Origin of the sequence: Bacillus paralicheniformis, from assembly GCF_001042485.2 — a bacterium.
Taxonomy (GTDB): Bacteria; Bacillota; Bacilli; order Bacillales; family Bacillaceae; genus Bacillus; species Bacillus paralicheniformis.
This window is the reverse complement of record NZ_LBMN02000009.1, coordinates 86472-111569: the sequence shown is the minus strand read 5'-3', so window position 1 is coordinate 111569 and position 25098 is coordinate 86472. Positions and strand designations below refer to the sequence as shown.

Below are 25098 nucleotides of genomic sequence, written 5' to 3'. Positions count from 1 at the left end.
GGAAACAAATGTTTTTCTATATTGAAGAATTACATATTATGGGAGGTTTTATTGTGGCACAAGGCGAAAAAATTACAGTCTCCGGCGGAGTATTAAACGTTCCAAACAACCCGGTTATCCCGTTTATTGAAGGGGACGGAACAGGTCCTGATATTTGGAGAGCGGCTTCAAGGGTTCTTGAAGCGGCTGTGGAGAAAGCGTATAACGGCGAAAAGGAAATCACTTGGAAAGAAGTCTACGCCGGGGAAAAAGCGTACAACAAAACAGGCGAATGGCTTCCTGAAGAAACGCTTGATACGATCCGCGAATACCTGATCGCGATTAAAGGTCCTTTAACAACTCCTGTAGGCGGCGGAATCCGCTCATTAAACGTAGCGCTAAGACAAGAGCTTGACCTGTTTACATGCCTGCGTCCTGTCCGCTATTTCACAGGCGTTCCTTCACCGGTTAAGCGCCCTGAAGATACGGATATGGTCATCTTCCGCGAAAATACTGAAGATATCTATGCCGGCATCGAATACGCGAAAGGCTCTGAAGAAGTTCAAAAGCTGATTTCATTCCTGAAAAACGAGCTTGGCGTTAACAAAATCCGTTTCCCTGAAACATCAGGCATCGGTATCAAGCCGGTTTCTGAAGAAGGAACGTCAAGGCTTGTCAGAGCTGCGATCGAGTATGCAATCGAGCACGGCCGCAAATCTGTAACGCTCGTCCATAAAGGAAACATCATGAAATTCACGGAAGGCGCCTTTAAAAACTGGGGCTATGAAGTGGCTGAAAAAGAATTCGGCGATAAAGTATTCACATGGGCCGAATACGACCGCATCGCTGAAAAAGACGGCAAAGACGCTGCAAACAAAGCGCAAAGCGAAGCTGAAGCGGCCGGCAAAATCATCATCAAAGACAGCATCGCTGACATCTTCCTTCAGCAGATCCTGACCCGCCCTGCCGAGTTTGATGTTGTGGCGACAATGAACCTGAACGGGGACTACATTTCAGATGCGCTTGCTGCCCAAGTCGGCGGAATCGGCATCGCTCCTGGAGCAAACATCAACTATGAGACAGGACACGCCATCTTTGAAGCGACACATGGTACAGCTCCAAAATATGCTGGCCTAGACAAAGTAAACCCGTCTTCAGTCATCCTATCCGGCGTGCTGCTTCTTGAGCATTTGGGCTGGAATGAAGCTGCCGACCTTGTGATTAAATCTATGGAGAAAACAATCGCATCCAAAGTCGTCACATACGATTTCGCTCGTTTGATGGACGGCGCGACTGAAGTTAAATGCTCTGAATTCGGTGATGAGCTTATCAAAAATATGTCTTAAACGGCTGTTTTGGGGTAAAACAACAACAATTAAAAGGGGTAGAAAACATGGGAAAGAAGCGAAATAAAGTATCTGTCATCGGAGCGGGCTTTACAGGTGCAACAACTGCGTTTTTAACGGCTCAAAAAGAATTGGCTGACGTCGTGCTAGTCGACATTCCGCAGCTTGAAAACCCTACAAAAGGGAAAGCGCTCGATATGCTGGAAGCGAGCCCTGTCCAAGGATTTGACGCGAATATTACAGGAACGGCAAACTACGAAGATACGGCCGGCTCAGATATCGTCGTCATCACGGCGGGAATCGCAAGAAAGCCGGGAATGAGCCGGGACGACCTCGTGGCTACAAATGAAAAGATCATGAGGAGCGTAACGAAGGAAGTTGTTAAATACTCACCTGATTGTATCATCGTCGTTCTGACAAACCCTGTGGATGCGATGACATACGCCGTCTATAAAGAATCGGGCTTCCCGAAAGAGCGGGTCATCGGCCAGTCGGGAGTTTTGGATACGGCAAGATTCAGAACGTTTGTCGCTCAGGAGCTCAACCTTTCCGTCAAAGACATTACAGGTTTTGTACTGGGCGGACACGGGGACGATATGGTTCCGCTCGTTCGCTACTCTTATGCAGGCGGCATTCCGCTTGAAACGCTTCTTCCGAAAGACCGGATCGATGCGATTGTTGAAAGAACGAGAAAAGGCGGGGGAGAAATTGTCAACCTGTTAGGAAACGGAAGTGCGTATTATGCGCCAGCCGCTTCCCTGACAGAAATGGTTGAAGCAATCTTAAAAGACCAGCGCCGCGTGCTGCCGACTATTGCCTACCTTGAAGGCGAATACGGCTATGAAGGCATTTACCTCGGCGTTCCGACGATTATCGGCGGAAACGGTCTTGAACAGATCATTGAACTTGAACTGACTGAAACAGAAAGAAGTCAGCTTGATCGATCCGTTGAATCAGTCAAAAACGTCATGAAAGTATTATCATAATGAAAACAGCAGGAAGGCTTTATACAAGCCTTCCTGTTTTTGAATGCGATCTTTTTTTACATAAAACCATATGAAAATCAAGACATAAACACGGGCTGTCAGCATATACCTAATCATAATCATCTGCCCGGACATTTTCATTCTTTTTTCTGGAAGCATTCCATCGCTTAAAACAGCGGTTTATTGCCGAAAAAGAGAGATTTTATGCAAAACACTGAAAAATCAAATTGTCGAACGGATAGGCTTTCGTTAAAATAGGAGTGAAAACGTTTATTTAACAAAAGATAGAGAAAGAGATGTCGGGGAAATCTGAAGCCTGGAGGCATGTCATGAGCAAAAAGATATTAGTTGTAGATGATGAGGAATCGATTGTTACCCTTCTAAAATATAACCTTGAACGGTCGGGCTATCATGTGGTGACGGCCATGGACGGAGAGGCCGGCTTATTAAAGGCGATTGAAGAGAAGCCGGATCTGATCGTGCTCGATCTGATGCTTCCTAAAATGGACGGCATTGAAGTATGCAAGGAACTCAGACAGAAGAAGCTGATGTATCCGATTTTGATGCTGACCGCTAAGGATGATGAATTTGATAAGGTGCTCGGTCTCGAGCTGGGTGCCGATGACTATATGACGAAGCCGTTCAGCCCGAGAGAGGTGACGGCAAGGGTCAAAGCGATTTTAAGAAGAACACAGACGCTGTCCGTTCATCCGGAGGAGACGGAAGAACCGGATGCAGGCGAGCTGATCATAGGCGAATTGAAAATACTGCCAGAACATTATGAGGTTTACTTTCAAAACGAACGCCTCGAGCTAACGCCTAAGGAATTCGAACTCCTTTTATATTTGGGAAGGCATAAAGGGAGGGTGCTGACGAGAGACCTTCTCCTCAACGCTGTCTGGAACTACGACTTCGCGGGCGATACGCGCATCGTCGATGTCCATATCAGCCATCTTCGCGATAAGATCGAAAAAAATACGAAAAAACCGGAATACATTAAAACAATCAGAGGTCTTGGCTACAAAATGGAGGAGCCGAAGCTGAATGATTAAATTCCGGACCCGGCTTTTAGCTGCCCTGCTGACGCTTTTGATTCTCGTATTTGCTTCACTCGGTTTTCTGCTCGTTCACTTGTTTCACTCCTCATACGATGCCAAACTGAGCAGCCATATTGAAAAAGAAGCCGCTTTGGTCGCTTCATTGGCAAATCGTGAAAACATGAAGTCTTCGGAGCAAGGAGCCATTTTAGAGAAGGCAAGCCGTGAACTGGACAGTCATGTATCGCTGGTTGATACAAAAGGTCAGGTTCTTTTTCATTTTGGGGGCCGTGCAGAAGATCAATCCGTTATCAAAGAAGCGGTTGAGTCGGATTTAAACGGTGAAGGAGGAGGCTTCAGAATCAATCCAGATGACGAGTCCGTTTACCGTTACGTGCAGCCGCTGAAAGAAGACGGGAATGTGAATGGATATATTCTGATCAGCACTCCTGTCGATTCATTGCAAGATATCAATCAAAAGATCTGGATTCTCCTCGGCGTGAGCCTTGGAACGGCCTTTTTAATCATCGCCGGGCTTGGGGCGAGAATAACCTCTCAATATACGAATCCGATTGAGTCTGCGACACAAGTAGCGATTGAGCTTGCCAAAGGAAACTATAAAGCAAGAACTTTCAACGAAGATGAAACGATGCTGAGCCAGTCCATCAATATGCTGGCGCAGAACCTGCAGGACATGACAAGAGCACAGGAAATGCAGCGCGACCGTCTGCAAACCGTCATCGAAAATATCGACTCCGGTCTGATCTTAATCGATGGAAAGGGTTATATTCACCTTGTGAACCGCGCTTATCAAAAGCAATTTCACGTAGAAGCCGATCAGCTTCTTTACCATTTCTATCACGAAGTGCTCGAACACGAAGAAATCATTAATCTCATCGAAGAAATTTTTATGACGGAAACAAAGGTCCGCAAAATGTTTAAACTGCCGATCAAAATTGAAAGAAGGTATTTTGAAGTCGACGGAGTTCCAATTATCGGCATCAATGATGAGTGGAAAGGCATCGTTCTCGTGTTCCATGATATGACGGAAAGAAAGCAGCTTGAAGAAATGAGGAAGGACTTTGTCGCCAATGTCTCCCATGAGCTGAAAACGCCGATTACATCGATCAAAGGGTTCACCGAGACGCTTTTAGACGGAGCGATGAACGAAAGGGAGACGCTGCTGCAATTTCTATCGATCATCTTAAAAGAGAGCAGCCGTCTGCAAACGTTGATCCAGGACCTGTTGGATCTGTCGAAAATCGAACAGCAGAACTTCACCTTGAATATTCAAAATTGCAATATTGGTGAAATCCTCGCTGAAATTGAGATGCTTTTGAAGAATAAAGCGGAGGAAAAAGGAATCACCTTGACCCTGGAAAAGCCGGAGATGCCAGCCGTTGCTTCTGGGGATCCGCACAGACTAAAGCAGATCTTTTTAAATTTGGTGAACAATGCCCTCACATATACGCCTGAAGATGGAAACGTAACGATTTCGGCTGATGTACTGGAAAATGCAGTGCAAGTCAAAGTGAAGGATACGGGCATCGGGATCAAGCGGTCCGAAATCCCGAGAATATTCGAACGCTTCTACCGGATCGATAAAGACAGGAGCAGAAATTCAGGAGGAACCGGTCTCGGCCTTGCGATCGTCAAGCATTTAGTCGAAGCCCACGACGGTGAAATCGACGTCGAAAGCGAGCGGGGGAAAGGCACCGAATTCACGGTCCGCTTAAAACGCGCATCCGAGTAGCTTCATTTAGCAAACTTTACAAAGGCTTAACAACTTTTATATATATGGTTAAAACTTGGCTGATAGGATCATTAGTGAACCCCTTCATCCAAGGAGCCATATGGACGGACGCGATCAACAGCGCGTCCCTTTTTTTATTTTTCTGCGAAATCACTCTCATTTTCCTTTCAAAATGAACTTTGCTAAAATAAAATAAGCAAATATGATCACGAAGTTGAATGGAAGCTGACGAATCGGCTCCTTAGGAGGATAAAGATGACTGAAAGAAAAAAACTAGTATTGGTTGACGGAAACAGCCTGGCTTACCGCGCGTTTTTCGCTCTGCCTCTTCTCAGCAATGAAAAAGGGATACATACAAACGCTGTGTACGGTTTTACCACGATCTTAATGAAGATGCTTGAAGAAGAAAAACCGACCCACATGCTCGTTGCTTTTGATGCGGGGAAAACGACATTCAGACATAAAACGTTTAAAGAATATAAAGGCGGCAGACAAAAAACGCCGCCCGAGCTGTCCGAACAGCTGCCGTTTATCCGCGAGCTCCTCGACGCCTATCAAATCTCAAGGTATGAGCTTGAAAACTACGAGGCCGATGATATTATCGGCACCCTTGCCAAGTCAGCGGAAAAAGACGGATTTGAAGTGAAGATTTTTTCCGGCGACAAAGACCTGACACAGCTGGCTACAGAAGGAACGACGGTTGCCATCACGAAAAAGGGCATTACAGATGTTGAATACTATACGCCGGAACATGTCCGGGAAAAGTACGGACTTACACCTGAACAAATCATTGACATGAAAGGGCTGATGGGAGACTCATCAGACAACATTCCAGGTGTGCCGGGCGTCGGCGAAAAGACGGCGATCAAGCTTTTGAAACAGTTCCATACAGTAGAGGAGCTGCTGTCGTCAATAGACGAAGTCAGCGGAAAAAAACTGAAAGAAAAGCTTGAAGAATTTAAAGAACAGGCATTGATGAGCAAAGAGCTTGCGACAATTACGACAGAAGCGCCGCTTGAAGTCACCCTCGATTCCCTCGGATACGAAGGTTTTGACAGGGAAGCGGTCGTCAAGATTTTTAAAGATCTCGGTTTTAACTCTTTGCTCGAAAGGATTGGCGAAGAGCCGGGAGAAAAAGAAGAAGAACAGTTTGAAGAGATCAACGTCACGATCAAAACAGACATCACGGATGATTTGTTTGCGTCACCGGCTTCACTCGTTGTCGAACAGCTCGGCGACAATTATCATGAGGCGCCGATTCTCGGTTTTTCGATCGTCAACGAACATGGCGCTTTCTTCATCCCGGAAGAGACGGCCGTTCAGTCGGACCGTTTTAAAGAGTGGGCCGAAGACGAGTCGAAAAAGAAATGGGTGTTTGATGCAAAACGCGCGGCGGTCGCTTTGCGCTGGCGGGGCATCGAACTGAAAGGCGCAGAATTTGACGTTCTCCTTGCGGCCTATATCATCAATCCGGGACACTCTTACGACGATGTTGCAAGCGTTGCGAAAGAACACCAATTACACATTGTCGCGGCAGATGAAGCGGTCTACGGAAAAGGCGCGAAACAGGCGGTGCCGGATGAGAAGGAGCTTGCCGACCATTTAGCCAGAAAAGCGAAGGCGATATCGCTGCTCCGCGAAAAGCTTCTTGATGAATTGGAGAAAAACGAGCAGCTCGATCTGTTTGAAGCGCTCGAAATGCCCCTCGCCCACATTCTCGGTGAGATGGAATCGATCGGTGTCCAAGTCGATGTCGACAGATTGAAAAAAATGGGGGAAGAACTGTCCGCCAAATTAGCGGAATACGAGAAGAAAATCCACGAGTCAGCAGGTGAAACGTTCAATATCAATTCTCCAAAGCAGCTCGGTGTGATTTTGTTTGAAAAACTCGGGCTGCCTGCCGTCAAAAAAACAAAAACGGGCTATTCGACTTCAGCCGATGTGCTGGAAAAACTGCGCGACAAACACGTCATTATCGAAGATATTCTGCACTACAGACAGATCGGCAAGCTCCAGTCCACATACGTCGAAGGGCTTTTAAAAGTAATCAAAAAAGACAGCCATAAAGTGCATACCCGCTTTAATCAAGCTTTAACACAGACGGGAAGGCTCAGCTCAACCGATCCAAATCTGCAAAATATACCGATCCGTCTTGAGGAAGGCCGCAAAATCCGGCAGGCGTTTGTCCCTTCGCAAAAAGGCTGGCTCATATTCGCTGCGGATTACTCCCAAATCGAATTGAGGGTTCTCGCCCACATTTCAAAGGATAAAAATTTGATTGAAGCGTTCACGAACGATATGGACGTTCACACGAAAACGGCGATGGATGTTTTTCATGTATCAGAAGAAGAAGTCACCCCTGCGATGAGGAGGCAGGCGAAAGCCGTCAATTTCGGAATCGTCTACGGAATCAGCGACTACGGCTTGTCGCAAAACCTGGGAATTACAAGAAAGGAAGCGGCCGCGTTTATTGAGCGCTATTTCCACAGCTTCCAGGGAGTTAAAGAATACATGGAAGAAACCGTTCAAGAAGCGAAACAGAGGGGCTATGTGACGACTCTTTTAAGCCGGAGACGGTATATACCGGAATTGACGAGTCGGAATTTCAATCTGCGCAGCTTTGCCGAACGGACGGCAATGAACACGCCGATCCAGGGAAGCGCCGCAGATATCATTAAAAAAGCGATGATCGACATGGCGGACAAGCTGAAAGAAAAAAATCTCCAGGCCAAACTGCTGCTGCAGGTTCATGACGAATTGATTTTTGAAGCGCCTGAAGATGAAATCAAAGTGCTTGAAAAACTGGTTCCGGAAGTAATGGAACATGCATTGGAGCTCGATGTTCCGCTGAAAGTGGACTGCGCTTCAGGGCCTTCATGGTACGATGCAAAATAGAGAAAAGGAAGTGATGATGTGCCGGAATTACCAGAAGTCGAAACGGTCCGGCGCACTCTTGCCGGGCTTGTAAGAGGGAAAACGATCGATGCGGTTGATGTCAGATGGACAAAAATCATAAAACGTCCGGAGGAGCCTGAGGAATTCGCAAGGCTCCTGGCCGGTCAGACGATTCAGTCGATCGGAAGAAGGGGAAAATTCCTGTTGTTTCATCTTGATGATTGTGTCATGGTTTCCCATTTGAGAATGGAAGGAAAGTACGGGCTTCATCAAAACGATGAACCCCTTGATAAACATGTACACGTCATTTTCAGGTTTACGGACGGAAGCGAGCTGCGCTACCGGGATGTCAGAAAGTTCGGCACGATGCATTTGTTTAAGCCGGGAGAGGAACTGACGGAGCTGCCTCTCAGGCAGCTCGGTCCCGAACCTTTCAGCGAGGAATTTACAGCCGGTTACTTAAGAGAGCGCCTGAAGAAAACAAACCGCTCAGTGAAAACCGCACTGCTCGATCAGCGGACAGTGGTCGGACTGGGCAATATTTATGTCGACGAGGCTTTGTTCAGAGCCGGTATCCATCCCGAGACAACAGCGAACAAGCTCACAAAAAAACAGACGGTTCTTCTTCATGAAGAGATCGTTCAAACGTTAAAGGAAGCTGTTGAAGCAGGGGGAAGCACAGTCAGATCTTACATCAATTCACAAGGTGAAATCGGCATGTTCCAGCTCAAACTTTTCGTTTACGGCCGGAAAGATGAACCTTGTAAAAAGTGCAGATCTCCAATTGAAAAAACAGTCGTTGGCGGAAGGGGCACGCATTTTTGCATAAAGTGCCAGAAAAAATGACAATCGCATAAAAGGGACAACAGCAAGCCGTATCATGGTTCAAGCTGTCGATGCATACGCTCCATATAGCTGTTAAAAGCAAGCTTTAAGGTGTGATGTTTCTTTTTCGGGTAAACAACACACGGATGGTTTTCTTCTTTCATATATATAAGAAGCCTAGAAAGCTGCCTTTAGGCTGCATGACTTAACCGCTCGCATCAACAGAAAGGAAGAGCCTGATATGATGTTTGCATCTTTCTTGCTGCTGGCATTTGCCGTCAGCTTGGACAGTTTTTCAGTCGGATTTACTTACGGATTGCGAAAGTTGAAAATCCCATTTAAAGCGATTTTGATTATTGCTTTTTGCTCTGGTGCCGTGATGTATATTGCCATGATGATCGGAACCCTTTTGGCGAAATTCCTGCCCGTTGTCGTAACAGAAAGGCTCGGAGCCGTCATATTAATGGGGATCGGCGCATGGGTGCTGTATCAGTTTTTCAGGCCGGAGAAAGAACAGGATCTTGTCTTCTCTGAAAAAACGCTCATCAACCTTGAATTGAAATCGCTCGGAATCGTGATACACATTTTAAGAAAACCGACAAGCGCCGACATTGATAAATCAGGAATCATTACCGGTATAGAAGCTTTCCTTCTCGGTTTCGCCCTCTCTATTGACGCGTTCGGAGCAGGGATCGGCGCGGCTGCGCTCGGCTTTTCCCCTGTACCGATGAGCATTACGGTAGGCATCATGAGCTCATTGTTCGTATTTTGCGGAATACAGGCGGGGCGATTTTTATCGAAATGGAACTGGATGGATAAACTGACCTTTCTTCCCGGTATATTGCTGATTATGATCGGCATCTGGAAACTGTAAGAAGGAGGTGCAGGCCTTTGACATTGGTCATCGGGTTGACCGGAGGGATTGCCAGCGGCAAAAGTACTGTCGCGCAAATGTTCCAGCAGTGCGGCATCACAGTCGTCGATGCGGACGTAATCGCGAAAGAGGCCGTTGAACAAGGGATGCCCGCTTATCAGAAAATCGCTGAGACATTTGGTCAAGGCGTGCTGCTTGAAACAGGCGGTATCGACCGGAGAAAACTTGGAGAAATTGTTTTTACTAACGAAGAAAAGAGGATGCAGTTAAATGCGATCGTCCATCCGGAAGTGAGAAAAATGATGATCAAACAGCGCGACGAAGCCATCCGGGCCGGTGAACGGTTTGTTGTTCTCGATATTCCGCTTTTATATGAAAGTGGGCTTGAACATTTGACAGATAAAGTGATCGTCGTCTGGGTGCCGATGGAGCTTCAGCTTGAGCGGCTGATGAAAAGAAACCGGCTCACTGAAGACGAGGCGCTGAACAGAATTCACGCCCAGCATTCTCTTGACGAAAAAAAGAAAAAGGCAGACGCGGTGATCGATAACAGCGGCAGTCTGAAAGATACAGAAGCGCAGCTTCATCAGCTGCTTGATACATGGTCAAATATTGAAAAGTGAGCGCGAAATTGCGCTCACTTTTTTATTAGTCGTTTTTAAACTGGCTGTAATTCGCATAATACAGCGCGGTGCGTTGTGCACCTGCATACCGTTCGGCAAAAGCTTTGGCATTGCCTGCCTTCATCGTCCGATAGCTGTAGTTGGATGAAGGTTCCCAGCTTGTTTCAGGCGATTTCTGTCCTTTTATCGCCGGATATGATCCGACATCTTTAAATGAGCCGTCTCCGTAATCATCAAGTATGCCTTTCTCGCTGCCCGTACCGAAGTAATTGGCTTCAGAATAAATTTTGGCCAATGTCGTTATCGTGAAGCCTAGATGGTAATTGTTGATATAATTATTTTTCACATGAAAATGGCCGTAACGCATCAACCCGGGCGCCCTGACATAGAGATTCTCAAAGCGGTTGTGGCTGATTGTCATCCGCGGATATCCATTATATATACTGTGGTATTGCTTGTCATCTTGAGGCCAGCCGAGAATCAAGCCGTACCTGTGGTCTGTGAATGTGCTGTGAGACAGTGTGACGTAATCGGCTTTAGCGCCGATGTATAAGAGCTTGTCGAGATCGTGACCGTTTGCTGAATAGCTGTGGCCCTGGAATGTGACATGGTCAATCCAGTAATTCCTCGAATCGGTAATGTAAACAGGGATGTCGTTGTTTTCATTTATGAATGCATCATGTGCAATGATCAGATTTTTGAAAATCACGTTGCCTGAGTCCGTTTTTGTTTTAAAGTAAATGTTGTTCAGCTTATGTTTTTCATACGAGCCGATGATTGTTTTATTGGCACCCACCGTCAATACCGTTTTGGCTGAAGCGCCGATATTGCTGGAGACGACAATGGTGCGGGGCGTTGAACCTCCAATATTGGCTTTCAGTTCGCCCAGATTGTTGACATAGACGACTTTTCCAAGCAGGCCGCCGGTTGTGCCTGTTTTCTGCTTGCCATTCGTTTCCTTTGCATAGCCCGCGAAACCTTCGAGACCGTCGCTTGGAAGCTTCCACTTTTGGACGGAGCTGCCTGTATATTTGGCAAGCTTCACTCCGCTGCCGTCCAGTGTCAGGGCAAGGCTGTTGTTTTGCGCACTGACGATTTTATACGTGATAAAGTCTCCGTTTCCGTCTTTGTCAGCCCCGATAATATTCCACAACTCTTCTTTTCGTGAATTGTCATAGTAGACTACAGCGGGATTATTGTTTGACAACGCGTAATGGGAAGGGATGATAATTTTGCCGTTATCCATATTTCTGATTTTGAACTGTTTGCCGTCAGACGTATCCAGCCTCCATCTTTCTGCTTTTTCCCCGCTCGTCTGTTTTGCTGTTAGCGGTGCATTATCTTGATTCCCGGCGGGCGTGATGTTTATGCCTGATAAGCTTTCCAGCCTGATCATCTGTTTCGGATAACCTTCGTTCGCCGCGGAAGCGGCTGCTGTTCCTATAAAAAAATAAATGCCGGCCGCAGCCAAAAAAGAAATGATAAAATATATGTTTTTGGTCAGTTTCATGGTTGTCCTTTCTTGAAGACACTGCCTTCTGTCGTGTGAAAATTTGGCGCCGTTGGAAATTGTAGCACTAAAGATGTATTTGAAATATATGCTTTAATGCCGATTTTTTCTAGTTCTTTGTTCACTGTTTCACAAAAACTGCGTAAATTTGCTGTAAAAGAAACAAATGGTATGGCTAATTAAAAATAATGTGTTATACTTATTTTGGATAAATCATGATGTGGAATGACATAAAATAAGGGGTGCATATTTGATGAAAGTGAAAGTTGCGATAAACGGATTCGGCCGGATCGGCAGAATGGTGTTTAGAAAAGCGATGCTTGATGAACAGATTGACATTGCAGTGATCAATGCGAGCTACCCTCCGGAAACGCTCGCTCATTTAATAAAGTATGACACAAATCACGGCCGATATGAGCTTGATGTAAACGCTGGAGACGATTGCCTGTTCGTTAACGGTAAAAAGGTCATGCTGACCAATCAGAGGGACCCTAAACTTCTTCCGTGGGCGCAATACGGGATCGACATCGTCGTAGAAGCGACGGGGAAATTTAACGCGAAGGAAAAAGCGGAAGCTCATATTGAAGCCGGCGCGAAAAAAGTTATTTTGACAGCGCCGGGGAAAAATGAAGACATCACAATCGTGATGGGCGTCAATGAACGCGAATTTGATGCGGAGCGTCATACGATTATTTCAAACGCTTCCTGTACGACGAATTGTCTCGCTCCTGTCGCAAAAGTGCTTGATGATGCATTTGGCATTGAAAACGGCCTGGTGACCACTGTTCACGCATTTACAAATGATCAAAAAAATATTGATAATCCGCACAAAGACTTGAGAAGGGCGCGCGCCTGCGGTTCTTCGATCATTCCGACAACGACAGGCGCCGCGAAAGCGCTGTCACTTGTCATGCCACATTTAAAAGGAAGAATGCACGGCCTGGCCCTGCGCGTTCCCGTCTCAAATGTGTCACTCGTTGACCTTGTGGCTGATTTAAAAAGCGATGCGACGGCAGAAGATATTAATGAAGCGTTCCGAATGGCGGCGGCAGGCTCGATGTCCGGGATCCTCGATGTATGCGATGAACCGCTTGTCTCATCCGATTTTAATACGAATCCATACTCGGCGGTGATCGACAGCCTTTCAACAATGGTGCTTGAGAACAGAAAGGTGAAAGTGCTCGCATGGTATGACAACGAATGGGGATATTCGTGCAGGGTTGTCGATTTAATCAGATACGTGGCTTCAAGAATGAAACACCCTTCGGCTGTATAAAATAAGAGCATGGACGGATAAAAAATAAATACCCCTTAACCATCAAATGATAAAACCGCCTTGCAAAAAATATTCAAACAAAGTATACTATTTTTCGTGAACTTCTAGTTCGTGAGCGCTTCGGCATTACTTAAAGGGTTAGGACCTCTCCGGACTAACTTTCCCCCGTGGTAAATGACCGGTTCAGTTGCTTGGAAATTCACTTTTCTAATTCTTGTTAAGGGGGGTCCATGCTATGGAAACAATGGGGCGTCACGTTATCTCCGAACTGTGGGGATGCGATTTTGATAAGCTGAATGACATGGATTTTATTGAAAAAACGTTTGTAAATGCGGCACTGAAGTCAGGTGCTGAGGTACGTGAGGTAGCCTTTCATAAGTTTGCACCTCAAGGTGTAAGCGGGGTTGTGATCATTTCTGAATCTCACTTGACCATTCACAGTTTTCCTGAACACGGATATGCCAGCATTGATGTTTATACTTGCGGAGATTTAGATCCGAACGTAGCTGCCGATTATATCGCAGAAGAATTAAGAGCAGAAACAAGAGAGAACATTGAAATACCGAGAGGCATGGGACCTGTTCAGGTGAAACAGGCCAACGCCAAAGCACAGGCACTTTAATGCCGATAGAGGAGCTGGATGAAAAAGCGGACACCGCTTTTAAAATCCGCTCCTTTTTCTTTCCTCTCGCGACAATCCCCGAAACATATTCTCCCCGGCATTCTCTTGCCCTAATTTGTTTTCCCTTGGAAATCAACCATTTTTTTAATAAAATATAGAGAAGAAAGACAAAGGGGACAGGGGATATGAGTCTTTTTCAAAACATTCACCGGTTTTTTTCTACACACGCCGAAACGTCTGACCGCCATCCTTCGGACAAGCTGAAGAGCCGCTATTATAAAGCGGCGTCAAAAGAAGCGCTCAATGCTGTAAAGGAAGTGCTGGAAGGCCTTGACGGCTGTAAGGTGACATCGGTGTCGGAAGAAAGAGGAGAAATCAGCGCCGAGGTGAAAAAAACGAGAAAAGCTTTTGTGGTGGCGACAGTCGTGTCGATTCGCCCTTTTGATACAGCGGTGGATTTTAATGTGTCAACGGAAACGTTTTTGCCGACCGATTTTGGCTACAGCCGCGGGCTTGTCTCGACGCTATACAGCGAACTGGACGGAAAGCTGCAGAAATCTGTACATTCAAACAATTGAATAGGGAGCTGAAAAAATGAAATGTCCAGCATGTCAGCATAACGGGACGAGGGTTTTGGACTCCCGTCCCGTTGACGAAGGCAGATCGATTCGCAGAAGACGCGAATGCGAATCATGCAACTATCGATTTACTACATTTGAAAAAGTGGAAGAAATTCCGCTCATCGTCGTAAAAAAAGAAGGAATCCGGGAAGAATTCAGCCGCGAGAAGATGCTCCGCGGTTTGATCAAAGCGTGCGAAAAACGCCCTGTCGCCTTAAAGCAGCTAGAGGATATTTGCTTTGAAATTGAAAAAGAGCTTAGAAATCAAGGCGTTGCTGAAGTGAAAAGCGACATGATCGGAGAAATGGTGATGGACCGGCTTGCGAAAATCGACGAAGTCGCATATGTCCGGTTTGCTTCAGTATACCGCCAATTTAAAGATATCAACGTATTTATCGACGAGCTGAAAGATTTAATAAAGAAAGAACGGTAAAGAGCTGTAAATTAATCCAGCTCTTTTCTCATGATAAAACCACGGTCGTGTGACATGAAGGCCTGAAAAAGGTGTAAAATGAGGACAAGAAACAAAGTGGAAGGTTGACAAAAGATATGAGTAATTATTGGAAAGATTTGCTTCCTGTCGATCCGTACGTTGTCAAGAGCTGCGGATTGCTGCAGGACTTGGACCGGCAAATTGTCACGCTATTGTATCAGCCTCTAATCGGTTCTTTTTCATTCAGCTTGTTTCTCACGCTGTGGGGAGAGCTGGAGCAAAACAGAGTCTGGGGGAAAAGCTCGACTCACAGACAGCTGATGGCGGCGATGCAGACCAATCTGAAGACGATTCACTCAGAGAAGGAAAAGCTTGAGGGGATCGGACTGTTGAAAACTTTTATAAAAGAAACGGAAGACGAACGTTTGTTTATATATGAATTGATTCCGCCGCTCAGACCGGATGAGTTCTTTCAGGACGGCATGCTGAATGTCTTCTTGTACAACCGCGTCGGAAAAGCGAGGTTTCAGCAGCTGAAAGAATACTTTTCCCATCCGTCTGTTCCCGAAGAAGCACGGGATATCACCCGTTCTTTCAACGAAGTTTTTGCATCTGTCCAGCCGAGCGAATGGAAGATGTCTGACGATATGATCGAAGCGATGGAGCTTCGCGAAGATCGTGAATGGATGAAAGAAGGGAATGGCAAACCGGCGGCAGTCACAGACGACGCCTTTGACTTTCAACTGTTTCTCGCCGGTCTATCCGACACGCTTATCCCGAGAAAAGCGCTGACAGACCAAGTGAAGGAAACGATTAAAAAGCTCGCCTTTCTTTACGGGATCGAACCGCTTCAGATGCAAAACGTCGTCATGTCAGCCGTTGACGAGCACGATACGATCACGACAGAAGCGCTCAGAAAAGCGGCGAGCGACTGGTATCAAATCGAGCGCAGCGGCCCGCTTCCGGAACTCGTCGACAAAGTGCAGCCGATGAATCTCCGCGAACAGCCGAATCAACAGTCGTCAACGAACGCCAAGGAAGACAATTTGATCGCTTTGCTTGAGCAGGTATCGCCAAAAAAGCTGCTGCAGGATATCGGCGGCGGAGCGGAACCATCCAAAGCCGATCTGAAAATTATAGAAGAAATAATGCTTGACCAAAAATTAGAGCCCGGCGTCATCAATGTTCTGATTTATTATGTCATGCTGAAAACCGATATGAAGCTTTCGAAAAATTACACCCAAAAAATAGCTTCTCACTGGGCCAGAAAAAACGTTCGCACGGTTAGAGAGGCTATGAAGCTTGCGAAAGAAGAAAACCGCCAATATCTTGAATGGGCGGAAGGGAAGAAAAAGCCTTCCCGGAACAAGAAAGTCATCAGGGAAGAAAAGCTGCCTGACTGGCTTCGGGAAAGTGACGAAGCCGACAGTAAACCGCTCGAAACAGAGCCGGCCGGTTCCGTAACGAGAGAAGGCTTTGACCAACAGAAGCAGAAGCTGCTCGAAGAAATAAAAAAACTGAAAAACCATTCCGCTCTTTAATGTGAGGTGAAGATGATGGAGCCGATTAAACGCGCTTTGCAAGGCGTGACGACGAGACCCGATTTTCAAAAACGCCTTGAAGATATGAAAGAAAAAGTGCTCTCTGACAAGGATGTTCAGGAGTTTTTAAACAGCCGCCAGTCAGAAGTGGATCAAGGAATGATCGACAGGAGCCTAAACAAGCTTTATGAATTTACACAGCAAAGCAAAGCATGCCAAGACTGCCCGAGTCTGAAAGAGTGCAAAAACCTGATTCAAGGTTATCATCCAAAGCTTGTGATGAACGGAAAAACGATCGATGTTCAATATGACAGGTGTCCGGAAAAAAAGGCAGCGGACGAGAGGGAAAGACAGCGGTCGCTGATTAAAAGCATCTATATTCAACAGGATCTCTTGAATGCTACGTTTGCCGATATTGACGGAGATGATCCGAGCAGATTAAAGGTCCTTCAGCTTGTGACAGGCTTTTTGCATGACTATAACGAAACGGGAAAGGGAAAAGGCATCTACGTCTACGGGAAGTTCGGGGTCGGAAAAACCTTTATGCTGGCCGCCATCGCCAACGAGCTTGCGGCAAAGGACCATCCATCCATTCTCGTCTATGTCCCCGAATTTGTCAGGGAACTGAAAAATGCGATACACGATCAGTCGCTTGAAGAAAAGCTTGAGATGGTCAAGTCTACGCCGATTCTAATGCTCGATGATATCGGTGCGGAGTCCATGTCAAGCTGGGTGAGGGATGAGGTGCTTGGCGCCATCCTTCAGCACAGAATGTCTCATCAGCTGCCGACGTTTTTCTCTTCCAACTTTGACCCTGATGAACTGAAACACCATTTCACCTATTCGCAAAGGGGCGAAAAAGAAGAGGTGAAAGCGGCAAGGCTGATGGAGAGGGTGCTGTATTTAGCGACGCCTGTCCGGCTGGACGGGAAAAACCGGCGGCAGTAATTACATGATCCCGAGCTTCAATTACGGAGATGAAGAAGATGCAAAAAAGAACATTGGCCAAATGGACGGTTATCGCCGTAATCGCGGCGGCCGGACTATGGTTGAATGCGAAATATCTGAATCTGAGCCCCGCTCATATAAGAGAAGGCGTCTTATCCTTCGGGATTTTCGCCCCGCTCATCTATATCGGATTATTGATGATCCGGCCGTTTTTGCTGCTACCTGCTTCCGTTTTCGCCGTCAGCGGGGGCCTCGCATTCGGTCCGCTGTTTGGCTCTTTGTATTCTTTTATCGGTGCGGCGGGCGGTGCATTTTTGTCATTCGCTGTTGCATACAGGCTCGGCGGAAACCTTCAGCACATGCCGCTGAAGCTTGACAGCCTGCGGACGCTTTTGCGGAAAAACGGCTTTTTCTGCATTCTGCTCTTGAGGCTCGCGCCGATTCATTTTGACGCGGTTAGCTATGCGGCAGGCGTGTCAAAAGTGAAGCCCCTGTCGTTTGCCCTGGCGACGGCTACGGGCATCATTCCGGGCACCGTTATTTTAAATGTGCTCGGGTCAAGCCTCTTGACCGGCGACATCATAGCAATTGCAGCTGCAGCGGCAATTTACTTGATATTCATTACCGTGCCTCTTTTGTTCAGAAAAAAAGTGCAGGCGCTCCTCGATTAAGGGCTCATCCTTTTTTTACGTCTATTTTATTTGTCACCCCCATATACATGTATCAGATGTTGTTAGGGGGGACAAACATGCTTGAAATTACATTTGAAGATGATTATGATACAGCCGCGTTTTTGCATCTCCTTCGCAATGCGGATGCGAACCGGCATATCAAGATTCACGAAGCACCAGGGAAGATCGGAATTGAAAAGACCCATTCCTCTGTTAGTATTCAGGCCTATATTGAGCCGGTTCTGACGAGATTTTTTACAGAATGCAAAGAAGACGAATACATGCTTTCGGTTATTGAAGGCGATTATTACTTTTTGGACCGGGATGAACAGCAGCAGATTCTTCAACTGGCCCACAGCATTATGGAGGGCGAACTTGAAGGGCTTCCTCTCAACAAGGACGACACCCCTCGCGAACATTACATCATTCAGGAGCTCCAAACGATTTGTCTTGAGGAAAACGTCTTTTCCATTCGGTCTTTTATGACATTTCGCCTCGGGAGGTATTATGAACGCCTCAGGTCTTATGTGGAGGCGGCAATTGACGAGTATAAAATGGAACAGGAATATCAGACATTCATTCAATCGCTGAGAGACTACGTCATGTCGAAAGAGCCGATGCTTGACCATGTCCGCATTGTGCACGACGGTTATTTTGTATTGTGGGAATTAAAGTATATTTCTGAACGGGAACAAAAAAAATACATAGACAGGCGGTTCGTAAGAGAACACCCGATGTATATTGATTCCCATCTCCTGGCTCCGCTCGTATCGATTGCGCCGGAAAAAATAGACCTCTATACAGAAGACCGGGAACACGCCATGGTTCAGACCATTCAAAATATTTTTCAGGAGCGCGTACGGATTCTTTCGCTTGACGCCTTTCATCCGCGAGAAAACATTTTGGAAGAGCATTCTTGATTTTGTGTGAAAAACGATTTATAATACGATGTAAACTTAAAGATATTATGTATCGATAAGGACATGAAAAGATGAACACCGGTTTGACAGAGAGGGAGACCACGGCTGAAAGTCTCTTAAGCCAAGGAGCATTTTTTTACCGCCTTTGAACATCAGTTGTGAACGGCAATGTGTCTAGTAATGACTGACGGGACTTCCCGTTACAGAACCGAAAGCCGAGAGCGCGACGGGTTTTTTGCGTTTTCGGGAAAAAGGGTGGAACCACGAATTCCGTTTATTAATCCTCGTCCCTTTCATAGGGGGACGGGGATTTTTTATTTTGTAAAAAAAAGGAGTGACTAGGATGTCAGATATGGTAAAAATCAAATTTCCTGACGGAGCGGTTAAGGAGTTTGCAAAAACGACGACAACAGAAGATATCGCGGCATCAATCAGTCCCGGCTTAAAGAAAAAATCAATAGCGGGGAAATTAAACGGCAAAGAAATCGATCTGCGCGCACCGATCCTTGAGGACGGCGCCATCGAAATCATTACAGAAGGCAGCGAAGAAGCGCTTGAAATCATGCGCCACAGTACTGCACACTTAATGGCCCAGGCGATCAAGCGCCTGTATAAAAACGTGAAACTCGGCGTGGGTCCGGTCATTGAAAACGGCTTCTACTACGATGTGGATATGGAAGAAGCGCTGACTCCGGAAGACCTTCCGAAGATTGAGAAGGAAATGAAAAAAATCGTTGGCGAAAATCTGCCGATCGTAAGAAAAGAAGTCAGCCGTGAGGAAGCCAGAGCCCGGTTTGCCGAAATCGGCGATGATTTGAAATTGGAACTGCTTGATGCGATTCCGGAAGGTGAAACGGTATCGATCTATGAACAAGGCGAATTCTTCGATTTGTGCCGCGGTGTTCACGTTCCTTCGACAGGAAAAATCAAGGAGTTCAAACTGCTGAGCCTTGCGGGAGCATACTGGCGCGGAGACAGCAACAACAAGATGCTCCAGCGCATTTATGGTACGGCTTTCTTCAAAAAAGCGGAGCTTGATGAGCATCTTCGCCTCCTTGAGGAAGCAAAAGAACGCGACCACAGAAAGCTCGGAAAAGAACTGAAGCTGTTTGCGATTTCGCAAAAGGTAGGGCAAGGGCTGCCGCTTTGGCTGCCAAAGGGTGCAACCATCAGACGCGTCATCGAGCGCTATATCGTTGACAAAGAGCTTGCGCTCGGCTATGAGCACGTGTATACACCTGTCCTTGGCAGCAAAGAACTTTACGAAACGTCAGGGCATTGGGATCATTATCAAGACACAATGTTCCCTCCGATTGAAATGGACAATGAAACATTGACGCTTCGACCGATGAACTGTCCGCATCATATGATGATTTATAAAAACGACATTCACAGCTACCGTGAACTGCCGATCCGGATCGCGGAGCTCGGAACGATGCACCGCTACGAAATGTCAGGCGCTCTCTCAGGTCTGCAGCGTGTTCGCGGGATGACTTTGAATGACGCGCACATTTTCGTCCGTCCCGATCAAATTAAGGAAGAGTTCATCCGCACTGTCCGCCTGATTCAGGAAGTGTATGAAGACTTTGGCCTTGAGCAGTACTCATTCCGCTTGTCTTACCGCGACCCTGAAGATACAGAGAAATATTACGATGACGATGAAATGTGGAACAGAGCGCAATCGATGCTGAAGGAAGCGATGGACGAGATCGGACACGATTATTACGAAGCCGAAGGGGAAGCGGCGTTCTACGGACCGAAGCTTGACGTTCAGGTCAAAACAGCAATCGGAAAAGAGGAAACACTGTCAACTGTACAGCTGGACTTCCTTCTTCCTGAAAAATTTGATCTGACATATGTCGGAGAAGACGGAAAACCTCATCGTCCGGTCGTGATTCACAGAGGTGTCGTTTCCACAATGGAACGGTTTGTCGCTTTCTTAATTGAGGAGCATAAAGGCGCATTGCCGACATGGCTTGCCCCTGTTCAGTTCCAGGTCATCCCTGTATCGCCGTCCGTGCATCTTGACTACGCCAAAAAAGTTCAAGAGCGCCTGCAGCGTGAAGGACTTCGCGTTGAAGTCGATATCCGTGACGAGAAAATCGGCTATAAAATCCGTGAAGCACAGATGCAAAAAATCCCGTACATGCTTGTCGTCGGCGACCAGGAAGTTGAAAACGAAGCCGTCAACGTCCGCAAATACGGAGAGCAAAAATCAGAAACAGTTGCCTTTGCAGACTTCATTAAAAAAGCCGTTGCAGAAGCAAAGAAATAAACGAGAAAAAAGCATGATTCCCGCTCGGGAGTCATGCTTTTTTGCTTAGTTTGTCGGCTGTTTTTCCGCGGAGGATATCGAACAGTTCGCTCAAATGGCTGATTTCGTGATCGGGTGTAAGGTCAGTTTCATTCTTTTTGCCTTTGCGGTTGACCCAGACGGTTTGAATGCCCGCTCTGGAAGCCCCGAGAATGTCGGTGTTCAAGTTGTCTCCGACCATCACGGCATCATCCTTTGTCATGCCGAGGAGGCTGAGGCAGTGTTCAAATATGCTTGGATCAGGCTTTCCTTTTCCGAATTCACCGGAAATGACGATTTCATTAAAATAAGGAGCAAGTTCCGGTACGCCTGCCAACTTTTCTTTCTGCAGGCTCGGATCGCCGTTTGTCAGCAAAAGAAGCTCTACTTTTCCTTTCAGTTCATCTAAAACGGCAAATGTTTCTTCATACACGAAAGGGCTCTTTCGGCGCACTGCGGCGAAATATTCGCCGAGTTCTTCCCCGAAGGCGGGATCGTCGATGCCAAACGCCTTCAATCCGTTTGTCCATGCGTTTTTTCTGTATTCAGGAACAATTTTGTTCAGTTTTTGAAAGCCTTCGCTGATCGGCTCGCTGAAGTTTGACCACAGGCCTTCAAATGGGTTGATGCCGATCATGACGGTGTATGGATATGTTTCATAAGACGTGTAAAGCTTTCGCGCTGCTTCGCGGACCGCTGCTTCAAATTCTTCCGCATGGATTCCGTATTTTTCTTCAGCTTTAAGACACGTTTTGGAAAATGCTGTGCTGACGCTTTTTTCATCCCAGAGCAATGTATCGTCTAAATCAAAAAATACGGCTTTCATGATCTTCTCCTCTGCCATTAATTTATAGAATTCTCTTATTTATTTTACAATAGATTAAATGGATGTGAAAGAAATGAATTTAAGAATGTGATGTAATGCAGTGTCAAAGTGTGAAAGCTTCTCGAATATGATAGAATGAAACGGGTTTCTATTGTTTGGAAATGCAGGGGATTTTTAAGATGCATCTTATGTTCGTGATAACGGGCTCACATGCGGACAGAAGAAGCAGATACAGTGTAGAAATGGAAGGAATGGTTTTGTGAAAAAACGATGGATATTTTGGTGGATTTGCAACATATTTTGGATGGCCGTTTTTGTAATGGGGACGGCTCTCGTATGGCTGAGAGATGTTGATGGCGCCGGTGTTACTCAAACGCCTGAGCTTAAATTAATAGCGTTTATCGTTTTATTGATTGCATTTATATTTCCATTCATTATTCAAGTTGTGTGGCTGATTGTTAATTTGAAAACGGGTAGCAGCAAATAAGGTAAAGGCAGCAATTGTTTGCTGCCTTTTTTATTTTGTAAAGCATGCCGCGTCAAAGTGTGAATAAAGAGAGGTATGATAGAATAAGAGCAAATTCCGATACAGAAAGAAAGCAAGGGGAAGTACATGATTCAACTCATGATCATGATGCTGGAGAGAGTGGGGATCATCGTTATCCTGGGCTTTATGTTGGCCCATATGAAGGTGTTCCGTCAGCACCTCCAGCATCCGGAAGGGTATAAGGGAAAAGGGGTTCTCATCTTCATTTTTTCCCTGTTCAGCATCATCAGCAACTATACAGGCATTGAAATCCGGGAACATAAGATTTTGAACAATGATTGGATTTTTGCGATCGATCCGTCAAGCTCGATTGCCAATACGAGAATTCTCGGTGTCGAAATCGGCGGTCTGATCGGAGGGCCGTTTGTCGGAGCGGGTGTCGGGCTATTGTCAGGCATTCACCGTTTTTCACTGGGAGGGACGACAGCTTTGAGCTGTGCGGTTTCTTCACTGTTGGCTGGCGTCATCGCCGGTTATATCGGCAGCTTTTTCAGGAAACGGCATCAGATGGTGACACCAAGGGTAGCCGCTCTGGCGGGTATTTGTATGGAGGGTCTGCAGATGCTGATGATTCTCGTACTTGCAAAACCGCAGGCTGAGGCTATTGCGCTCGTTCAGATGATCGGCATTCCGATGATGATTGTCAACGGGACGGGCAGCTTTATTTTTCTATCGATCATTCAGTCTATTATCCGCAAAGAGGAACAGGCGCGGGCCGTTCAGACCCATAAGGTGTTTTCGATAGCGGATCAGACGCTTCCTTTTTTCCGCCGGGGACTGAATGAGGATTCCTGCAAAAGCGCCGCTCTCATTATTCACCGGATGACGGGGACGGATGCCGTATCGATTACGGACAGAGAGAACATTCTCGCTCATGTCGGAGATGGAGCAGATCATCATATTCCTTCGAAAAATCTGATCACCGGTTTATCGAAAAAAGTCATTCAAACCGGAAAGGTCATGAAAGTGAAGTCGCGCGATGAAATCGAGTGTGCGCACCGTTCCTGTCCGCTGCAGGCGGCGATCGTACTGCCGCTCTTCTCCAACCGCGAAACAATCGGCACGCTGAAGCTGTACTTTAAGCATCCATCCGGTCTTAACCGTGTGACGGAAGAGCTCGCCGAAGGGCTTGCCATGCTTTTTTCCACTCAGCTAGAACTCGGTGAGGCTGAGCTGCAAAGCAAGCTTTTGAAAGATGCCGAAATCAAGGCGCTTCAAGCGCAGGTCAATCCGCACTTTTTATTTAATGCCATCCATACGATTTCTGCTCTGTGCAGGACAGATCCCGAAAAAACGCGGAAACTCCTCCTGCAGTTGAGCGTTTATTTTCGTTCCAATCTGCAGGGAGCCAGGCAGCTGATGATTCCGCTCTCAAAAGAGCTGAACCACCTGGAAGCCTATTTATCATTGGAGCAGGCCCGGTTCCCTGGCAAGTATCATATTGATTTTCATATCGAGGACGGTCTTGAAAGCATGGAAATTCCTCCATTTATATTGCAGCTGCTTGTTGAAAACGCGCTTCGCCATGCATTCCCGAGAAAACAAAAGGTATGCACGGTAAAAGTATGCGCTGTGAGAGAGCAGGACGGCGTTTTGATGAAGGTGTCAGACAACGGCAGGGGAATTGATCCCGAGCTGCTTGGACAGCTGGGACAGGCGCCCGCACCTTCAAAAGAAGGGAACGGGACGGCGCTTTACAATGTGAATCAGCGGCTTACCGGTTTGTTCGGGCACCAGGCTGCCCTCGAGCTTGCCAGCGAACCTGATAGAGGAACAGAGATATCCTTTAAGATTCCTTTTCAAACCGAAAGAGAGGGGAACAGAGATGCTCAAGGTATTAATCGTGGATGATGAAATGTTTGCGCGAGACGAGCTTAGATATTTATTAGAGCAGACCGAAGAAGTGGTTGCGGTCGATGAAGCTGAACATATCGAAGAAGCGTTTGACAAAATGGCGGATCACAAACCCGATATTCTTTTCTTGGACATCGATTTGTCTGGGGAGAACGGTTTTGACATTGCGAAGCGGCTGAAAAAAATGTCGGCGCCTCCGGCTGTCGTTTTTGCGACCGCTTATGATGAATATGCGCTGAAAGCATTTGAAGTGGATGCGGTCGATTATTTGACAAAGCCGTTTGATGAGGAGCGAATCAGACAGACGATTCAAAAATATAAAAGGATGCGTCCCGGCCATCAGGAGGGGCAGCAGCTTGCGGGCCGTCACAGGCTGGCTCTCAGCATTGACGAAGCGATCGTCATTCTCGATCCGGACGAAATCGTATACGCCGGGTTAGAAGACGGACACGTCACAGTGAAAACCTTTGATCAGGCATACACGGTTCACGATACATTAGTCGTTCTCGAACAAAAGCTTTCACAGACGGCGTTGATCAGGGTGCATAGAAGCTTTCTCGCAAATATGGATCATATTAAAGAAGTCAAACCCTGGTTCAATTCGACATACAACCTCCTGATGAAAGACGGCTCCACGATTCCTGTCAGCCGTACATACGCGAAAGAGCTGAAAAAACGGCTGCATATGGTGTAAAAAATGATCAGCGGCGGTGAAAGAC

Annotated in this window: 22 protein-coding genes; 20 read left to right on the top strand and 2 right to left on the bottom strand. The window is 46.6% G+C overall.

Annotated elements, in window-relative coordinates:
• The first annotated feature begins 53 nt into the window (after positions 1-53).
• The 8 genes from icd (at position 54) to coaE (ending at position 10318) form a co-directional block, all read left to right on the top strand.
• Positions 54-1325 (top strand): NADP-dependent isocitrate dehydrogenase, encoded by a 1272-nt coding sequence (gene icd, locus ACH97_RS08105; protein WP_023855485.1) that lies wholly within the window; start codon positions 54-56, stop codon positions 1323-1325.
• Positions 1326-1372: 47 nt separating this feature from the next.
• A complete protein-coding gene (gene mdh / locus ACH97_RS08100; RefSeq protein WP_020452553.1) occupies positions 1373-2311 on the top strand; it encodes a malate dehydrogenase in 939 nt (312 codons plus the stop codon).
• 329 nt (positions 2312-2640) lie between these two features.
• Complete coding sequence (locus tag ACH97_RS08095) at positions 2641-3363, top strand: response regulator transcription factor (protein ID WP_020452552.1); 723 nt, start codon at positions 2641-2643, stop codon at positions 3361-3363.
• Entirely contained in the window at positions 3356-5101 is a 1746-nt protein-coding gene (gene pnpS, locus ACH97_RS08090) for a two-component system histidine kinase PnpS (RefSeq protein ID WP_048350178.1), read from the top strand. The genes ACH97_RS08095 and pnpS overlap by 8 nt, the downstream gene beginning before the upstream one ends.
• 255 nt (positions 5102-5356) lie before the next feature.
• Positions 5357-7996, top strand: coding sequence for a DNA polymerase I (polA, locus tag ACH97_RS08085; RefSeq protein ID WP_020452550.1), 2640 nt, complete (start codon positions 5357-5359; stop codon positions 7994-7996).
• Positions 7997-8014: 18 nt separating this feature from the next.
• Positions 8015-8842, top strand: a complete 828-nt coding sequence (gene mutM / locus ACH97_RS08080; protein ID WP_020452549.1) for a DNA-formamidopyrimidine glycosylase — start codon at positions 8015-8017, stop codon at positions 8840-8842.
• Between the two features lie 220 nt (positions 8843-9062).
• Positions 9063-9695 (top strand): sporulation membrane protein YtaF, encoded by a 633-nt coding sequence (ytaF, locus tag ACH97_RS08075; RefSeq protein WP_009329359.1) that lies wholly within the window; start codon positions 9063-9065, stop codon positions 9693-9695.
• A 17-nt stretch (positions 9696-9712) separates the two neighbouring features.
• On the top strand, positions 9713-10318 hold the full coding sequence (gene coaE, locus ACH97_RS08070; RefSeq protein ID WP_020452548.1) for a dephospho-CoA kinase: 606 nt from the start codon (positions 9713-9715) through the stop codon (positions 10316-10318).
• Positions 10319-10343: 25 nt separating this feature from the next.
• Here the strand turns inward: coaE and ACH97_RS08065 are convergent, their stop codons facing one another.
• Complete coding sequence (locus ACH97_RS08065) at positions 10344-11564, bottom strand: pectate lyase family protein (protein WP_235442593.1); 1221 nt, start codon at positions 11562-11564, stop codon at positions 10344-10346.
• 517 nt (positions 11565-12081) lie between these two features.
• Here ACH97_RS08065 and ACH97_RS08060 point away from each other — a divergent pair.
• The 9 genes from ACH97_RS08060 to thrS all read left to right on the top strand — a co-directional run bounded on the left by ACH97_RS08060 (position 12082) and on the right by thrS (position 21134).
• Complete coding sequence (locus tag ACH97_RS08060) at positions 12082-13104, top strand: glyceraldehyde-3-phosphate dehydrogenase (RefSeq protein ID WP_020452546.1); 1023 nt, start codon at positions 12082-12084, stop codon at positions 13102-13104.
• A gap of 235 nt (positions 13105-13339) precedes the next feature.
• Positions 13340-13726 carry an adenosylmethionine decarboxylase gene (gene speD / locus ACH97_RS08055; RefSeq protein WP_020452545.1) on the top strand — a complete coding sequence of 129 codons (387 nt, stop codon included), beginning with the start codon at positions 13340-13342 and terminating at the stop codon, positions 13724-13726.
• A gap of 185 nt (positions 13727-13911) precedes the next feature.
• Positions 13912-14304, top strand: a complete 393-nt coding sequence (locus tag ACH97_RS08045; protein WP_020452544.1) for a hypothetical protein — start codon at positions 13912-13914, stop codon at positions 14302-14304.
• Between the two features lie 16 nt (positions 14305-14320).
• Positions 14321-14779, top strand: a complete 459-nt coding sequence (gene nrdR, locus ACH97_RS08040) for a transcriptional regulator NrdR (RefSeq protein WP_020452543.1) — start codon at positions 14321-14323, stop codon at positions 14777-14779.
• A gap of 116 nt (positions 14780-14895) precedes the next feature.
• Positions 14896-16320: a replicative helicase loading/DNA remodeling protein DnaB gene (gene dnaB / locus ACH97_RS08035; protein ID WP_020452542.1), complete on the top strand. Its 1425-nt coding sequence runs from the start codon at positions 14896-14898 to the stop codon at positions 16318-16320.
• A 15-nt stretch (positions 16321-16335) separates the two neighbouring features.
• Positions 16336-17268 (top strand): primosomal protein DnaI, encoded by a 933-nt coding sequence (dnaI, locus tag ACH97_RS08030; protein WP_020452541.1) that lies wholly within the window; start codon positions 16336-16338, stop codon positions 17266-17268.
• A 38-nt stretch (positions 17269-17306) separates the two neighbouring features.
• A complete protein-coding gene (locus tag ACH97_RS08025; protein WP_020452540.1) occupies positions 17307-17939 on the top strand; it encodes a TVP38/TMEM64 family protein in 633 nt (210 codons plus the stop codon).
• Positions 17940-18016: 77 nt separating this feature from the next.
• On the top strand, positions 18017-18859 hold the full coding sequence (gene ytxC / locus ACH97_RS08020; protein ID WP_020452539.1) for a putative sporulation protein YtxC: 843 nt from the start codon (positions 18017-18019) through the stop codon (positions 18857-18859).
• A 343-nt stretch (positions 18860-19202) separates the two neighbouring features.
• Positions 19203-21134 carry a threonine--tRNA ligase gene (thrS, locus tag ACH97_RS08015; RefSeq protein ID WP_020452538.1) on the top strand — a complete coding sequence of 644 codons (1932 nt, stop codon included), beginning with the start codon at positions 19203-19205 and terminating at the stop codon, positions 21132-21134.
• A 31-nt stretch (positions 21135-21165) separates the two neighbouring features.
• On the opposite strand, the gene ACH97_RS08010 is transcribed toward thrS, so the two are convergent.
• Positions 21166-21978 (bottom strand): HAD family hydrolase, encoded by an 813-nt coding sequence (locus ACH97_RS08010; protein ID WP_020452537.1) that lies wholly within the window; start codon positions 21976-21978, stop codon positions 21166-21168.
• 259 nt (positions 21979-22237) lie between these two features.
• Between ACH97_RS08010 and ACH97_RS08005 the strand changes: the two genes are divergently transcribed.
• The 3 genes from ACH97_RS08005 (at position 22238) to ACH97_RS07995 (ending at position 25073) form a co-directional block, all read left to right on the top strand.
• Positions 22238-22465 (top strand): DUF3923 family protein, encoded by a 228-nt coding sequence (locus tag ACH97_RS08005; RefSeq protein ID WP_020452536.1) that lies wholly within the window; start codon positions 22238-22240, stop codon positions 22463-22465.
• 126 nt (positions 22466-22591) lie between these two features.
• Positions 22592-24376, top strand: a complete 1785-nt coding sequence (locus ACH97_RS08000; protein WP_020452535.1) for a sensor histidine kinase — start codon at positions 22592-22594, stop codon at positions 24374-24376.
• Entirely contained in the window at positions 24351-25073 is a 723-nt protein-coding gene (locus tag ACH97_RS07995) for a LytR/AlgR family response regulator transcription factor (RefSeq protein WP_020452534.1), read from the top strand. The genes ACH97_RS08000 and ACH97_RS07995 overlap by 26 nt, the downstream gene beginning before the upstream one ends.
• The last annotated feature ends 25 nt before the right edge of the window (positions 25074-25098 follow it).

What these genes read in the sequence shown, in the direction of transcription:
- mdh (WP_020452553.1), top strand. Translation starts at nt 1,373, where the DNA reads ATGGGAAAGAAGCGAAATAAAGTATCTGTCATCGGAGCGGGCTTTACA.
- ACH97_RS08095 (WP_020452552.1), top strand. Translation starts at nt 2,641, where the DNA reads ATGAGCAAAAAGATATTAGTTGTAGATGATGAGGAATCGATTGTTACC.
- pnpS (WP_048350178.1), top strand. Translation starts at nt 3,356, where the DNA reads ATGATTAAATTCCGGACCCGGCTTTTAGCTGCCCTGCTGACGCTTTTG.
- polA (WP_020452550.1), top strand. Translation starts at nt 5,357, where the DNA reads ATGACTGAAAGAAAAAAACTAGTATTGGTTGACGGAAACAGCCTGGCT.
- ytaF (WP_009329359.1), top strand. Translation starts at nt 9,063, where the DNA reads ATGATGTTTGCATCTTTCTTGCTGCTGGCATTTGCCGTCAGCTTGGAC.
- ACH97_RS08065 (WP_235442593.1), bottom strand. Translation starts at nt 11,564, where the DNA reads ATGGATAACGGCAAAATTATCATCCCTTCCCATTACGCGTTGTCAAAC.
- ACH97_RS08060 (WP_020452546.1), top strand. Translation starts at nt 12,082, where the DNA reads ATGAAAGTGAAAGTTGCGATAAACGGATTCGGCCGGATCGGCAGAATG.
- speD (WP_020452545.1), top strand. Translation starts at nt 13,340, where the DNA reads ATGGAAACAATGGGGCGTCACGTTATCTCCGAACTGTGGGGATGCGAT.
- ACH97_RS08045 (WP_020452544.1), top strand. Translation starts at nt 13,912, where the DNA reads ATGAGTCTTTTTCAAAACATTCACCGGTTTTTTTCTACACACGCCGAA.
- nrdR (WP_020452543.1), top strand. Translation starts at nt 14,321, where the DNA reads ATGAAATGTCCAGCATGTCAGCATAACGGGACGAGGGTTTTGGACTCC.
- dnaB (WP_020452542.1), top strand. Translation starts at nt 14,896, where the DNA reads ATGAGTAATTATTGGAAAGATTTGCTTCCTGTCGATCCGTACGTTGTC.
- dnaI (WP_020452541.1), top strand. Translation starts at nt 16,336, where the DNA reads ATGGAGCCGATTAAACGCGCTTTGCAAGGCGTGACGACGAGACCCGAT.
- ACH97_RS08025 (WP_020452540.1), top strand. Translation starts at nt 17,307, where the DNA reads ATGCAAAAAAGAACATTGGCCAAATGGACGGTTATCGCCGTAATCGCG.
- ytxC (WP_020452539.1), top strand. Translation starts at nt 18,017, where the DNA reads ATGCTTGAAATTACATTTGAAGATGATTATGATACAGCCGCGTTTTTG.
- thrS (WP_020452538.1), top strand. Translation starts at nt 19,203, where the DNA reads ATGTCAGATATGGTAAAAATCAAATTTCCTGACGGAGCGGTTAAGGAG.
- ACH97_RS08010 (WP_020452537.1), bottom strand. Translation starts at nt 21,978, where the DNA reads ATGAAAGCCGTATTTTTTGATTTAGACGATACATTGCTCTGGGATGAA.
- ACH97_RS08000 (WP_020452535.1), top strand. Translation starts at nt 22,592, where the DNA reads ATGATTCAACTCATGATCATGATGCTGGAGAGAGTGGGGATCATCGTT.
- ACH97_RS07995 (WP_020452534.1), top strand. Translation starts at nt 24,351, where the DNA reads ATGCTCAAGGTATTAATCGTGGATGATGAAATGTTTGCGCGAGACGAG.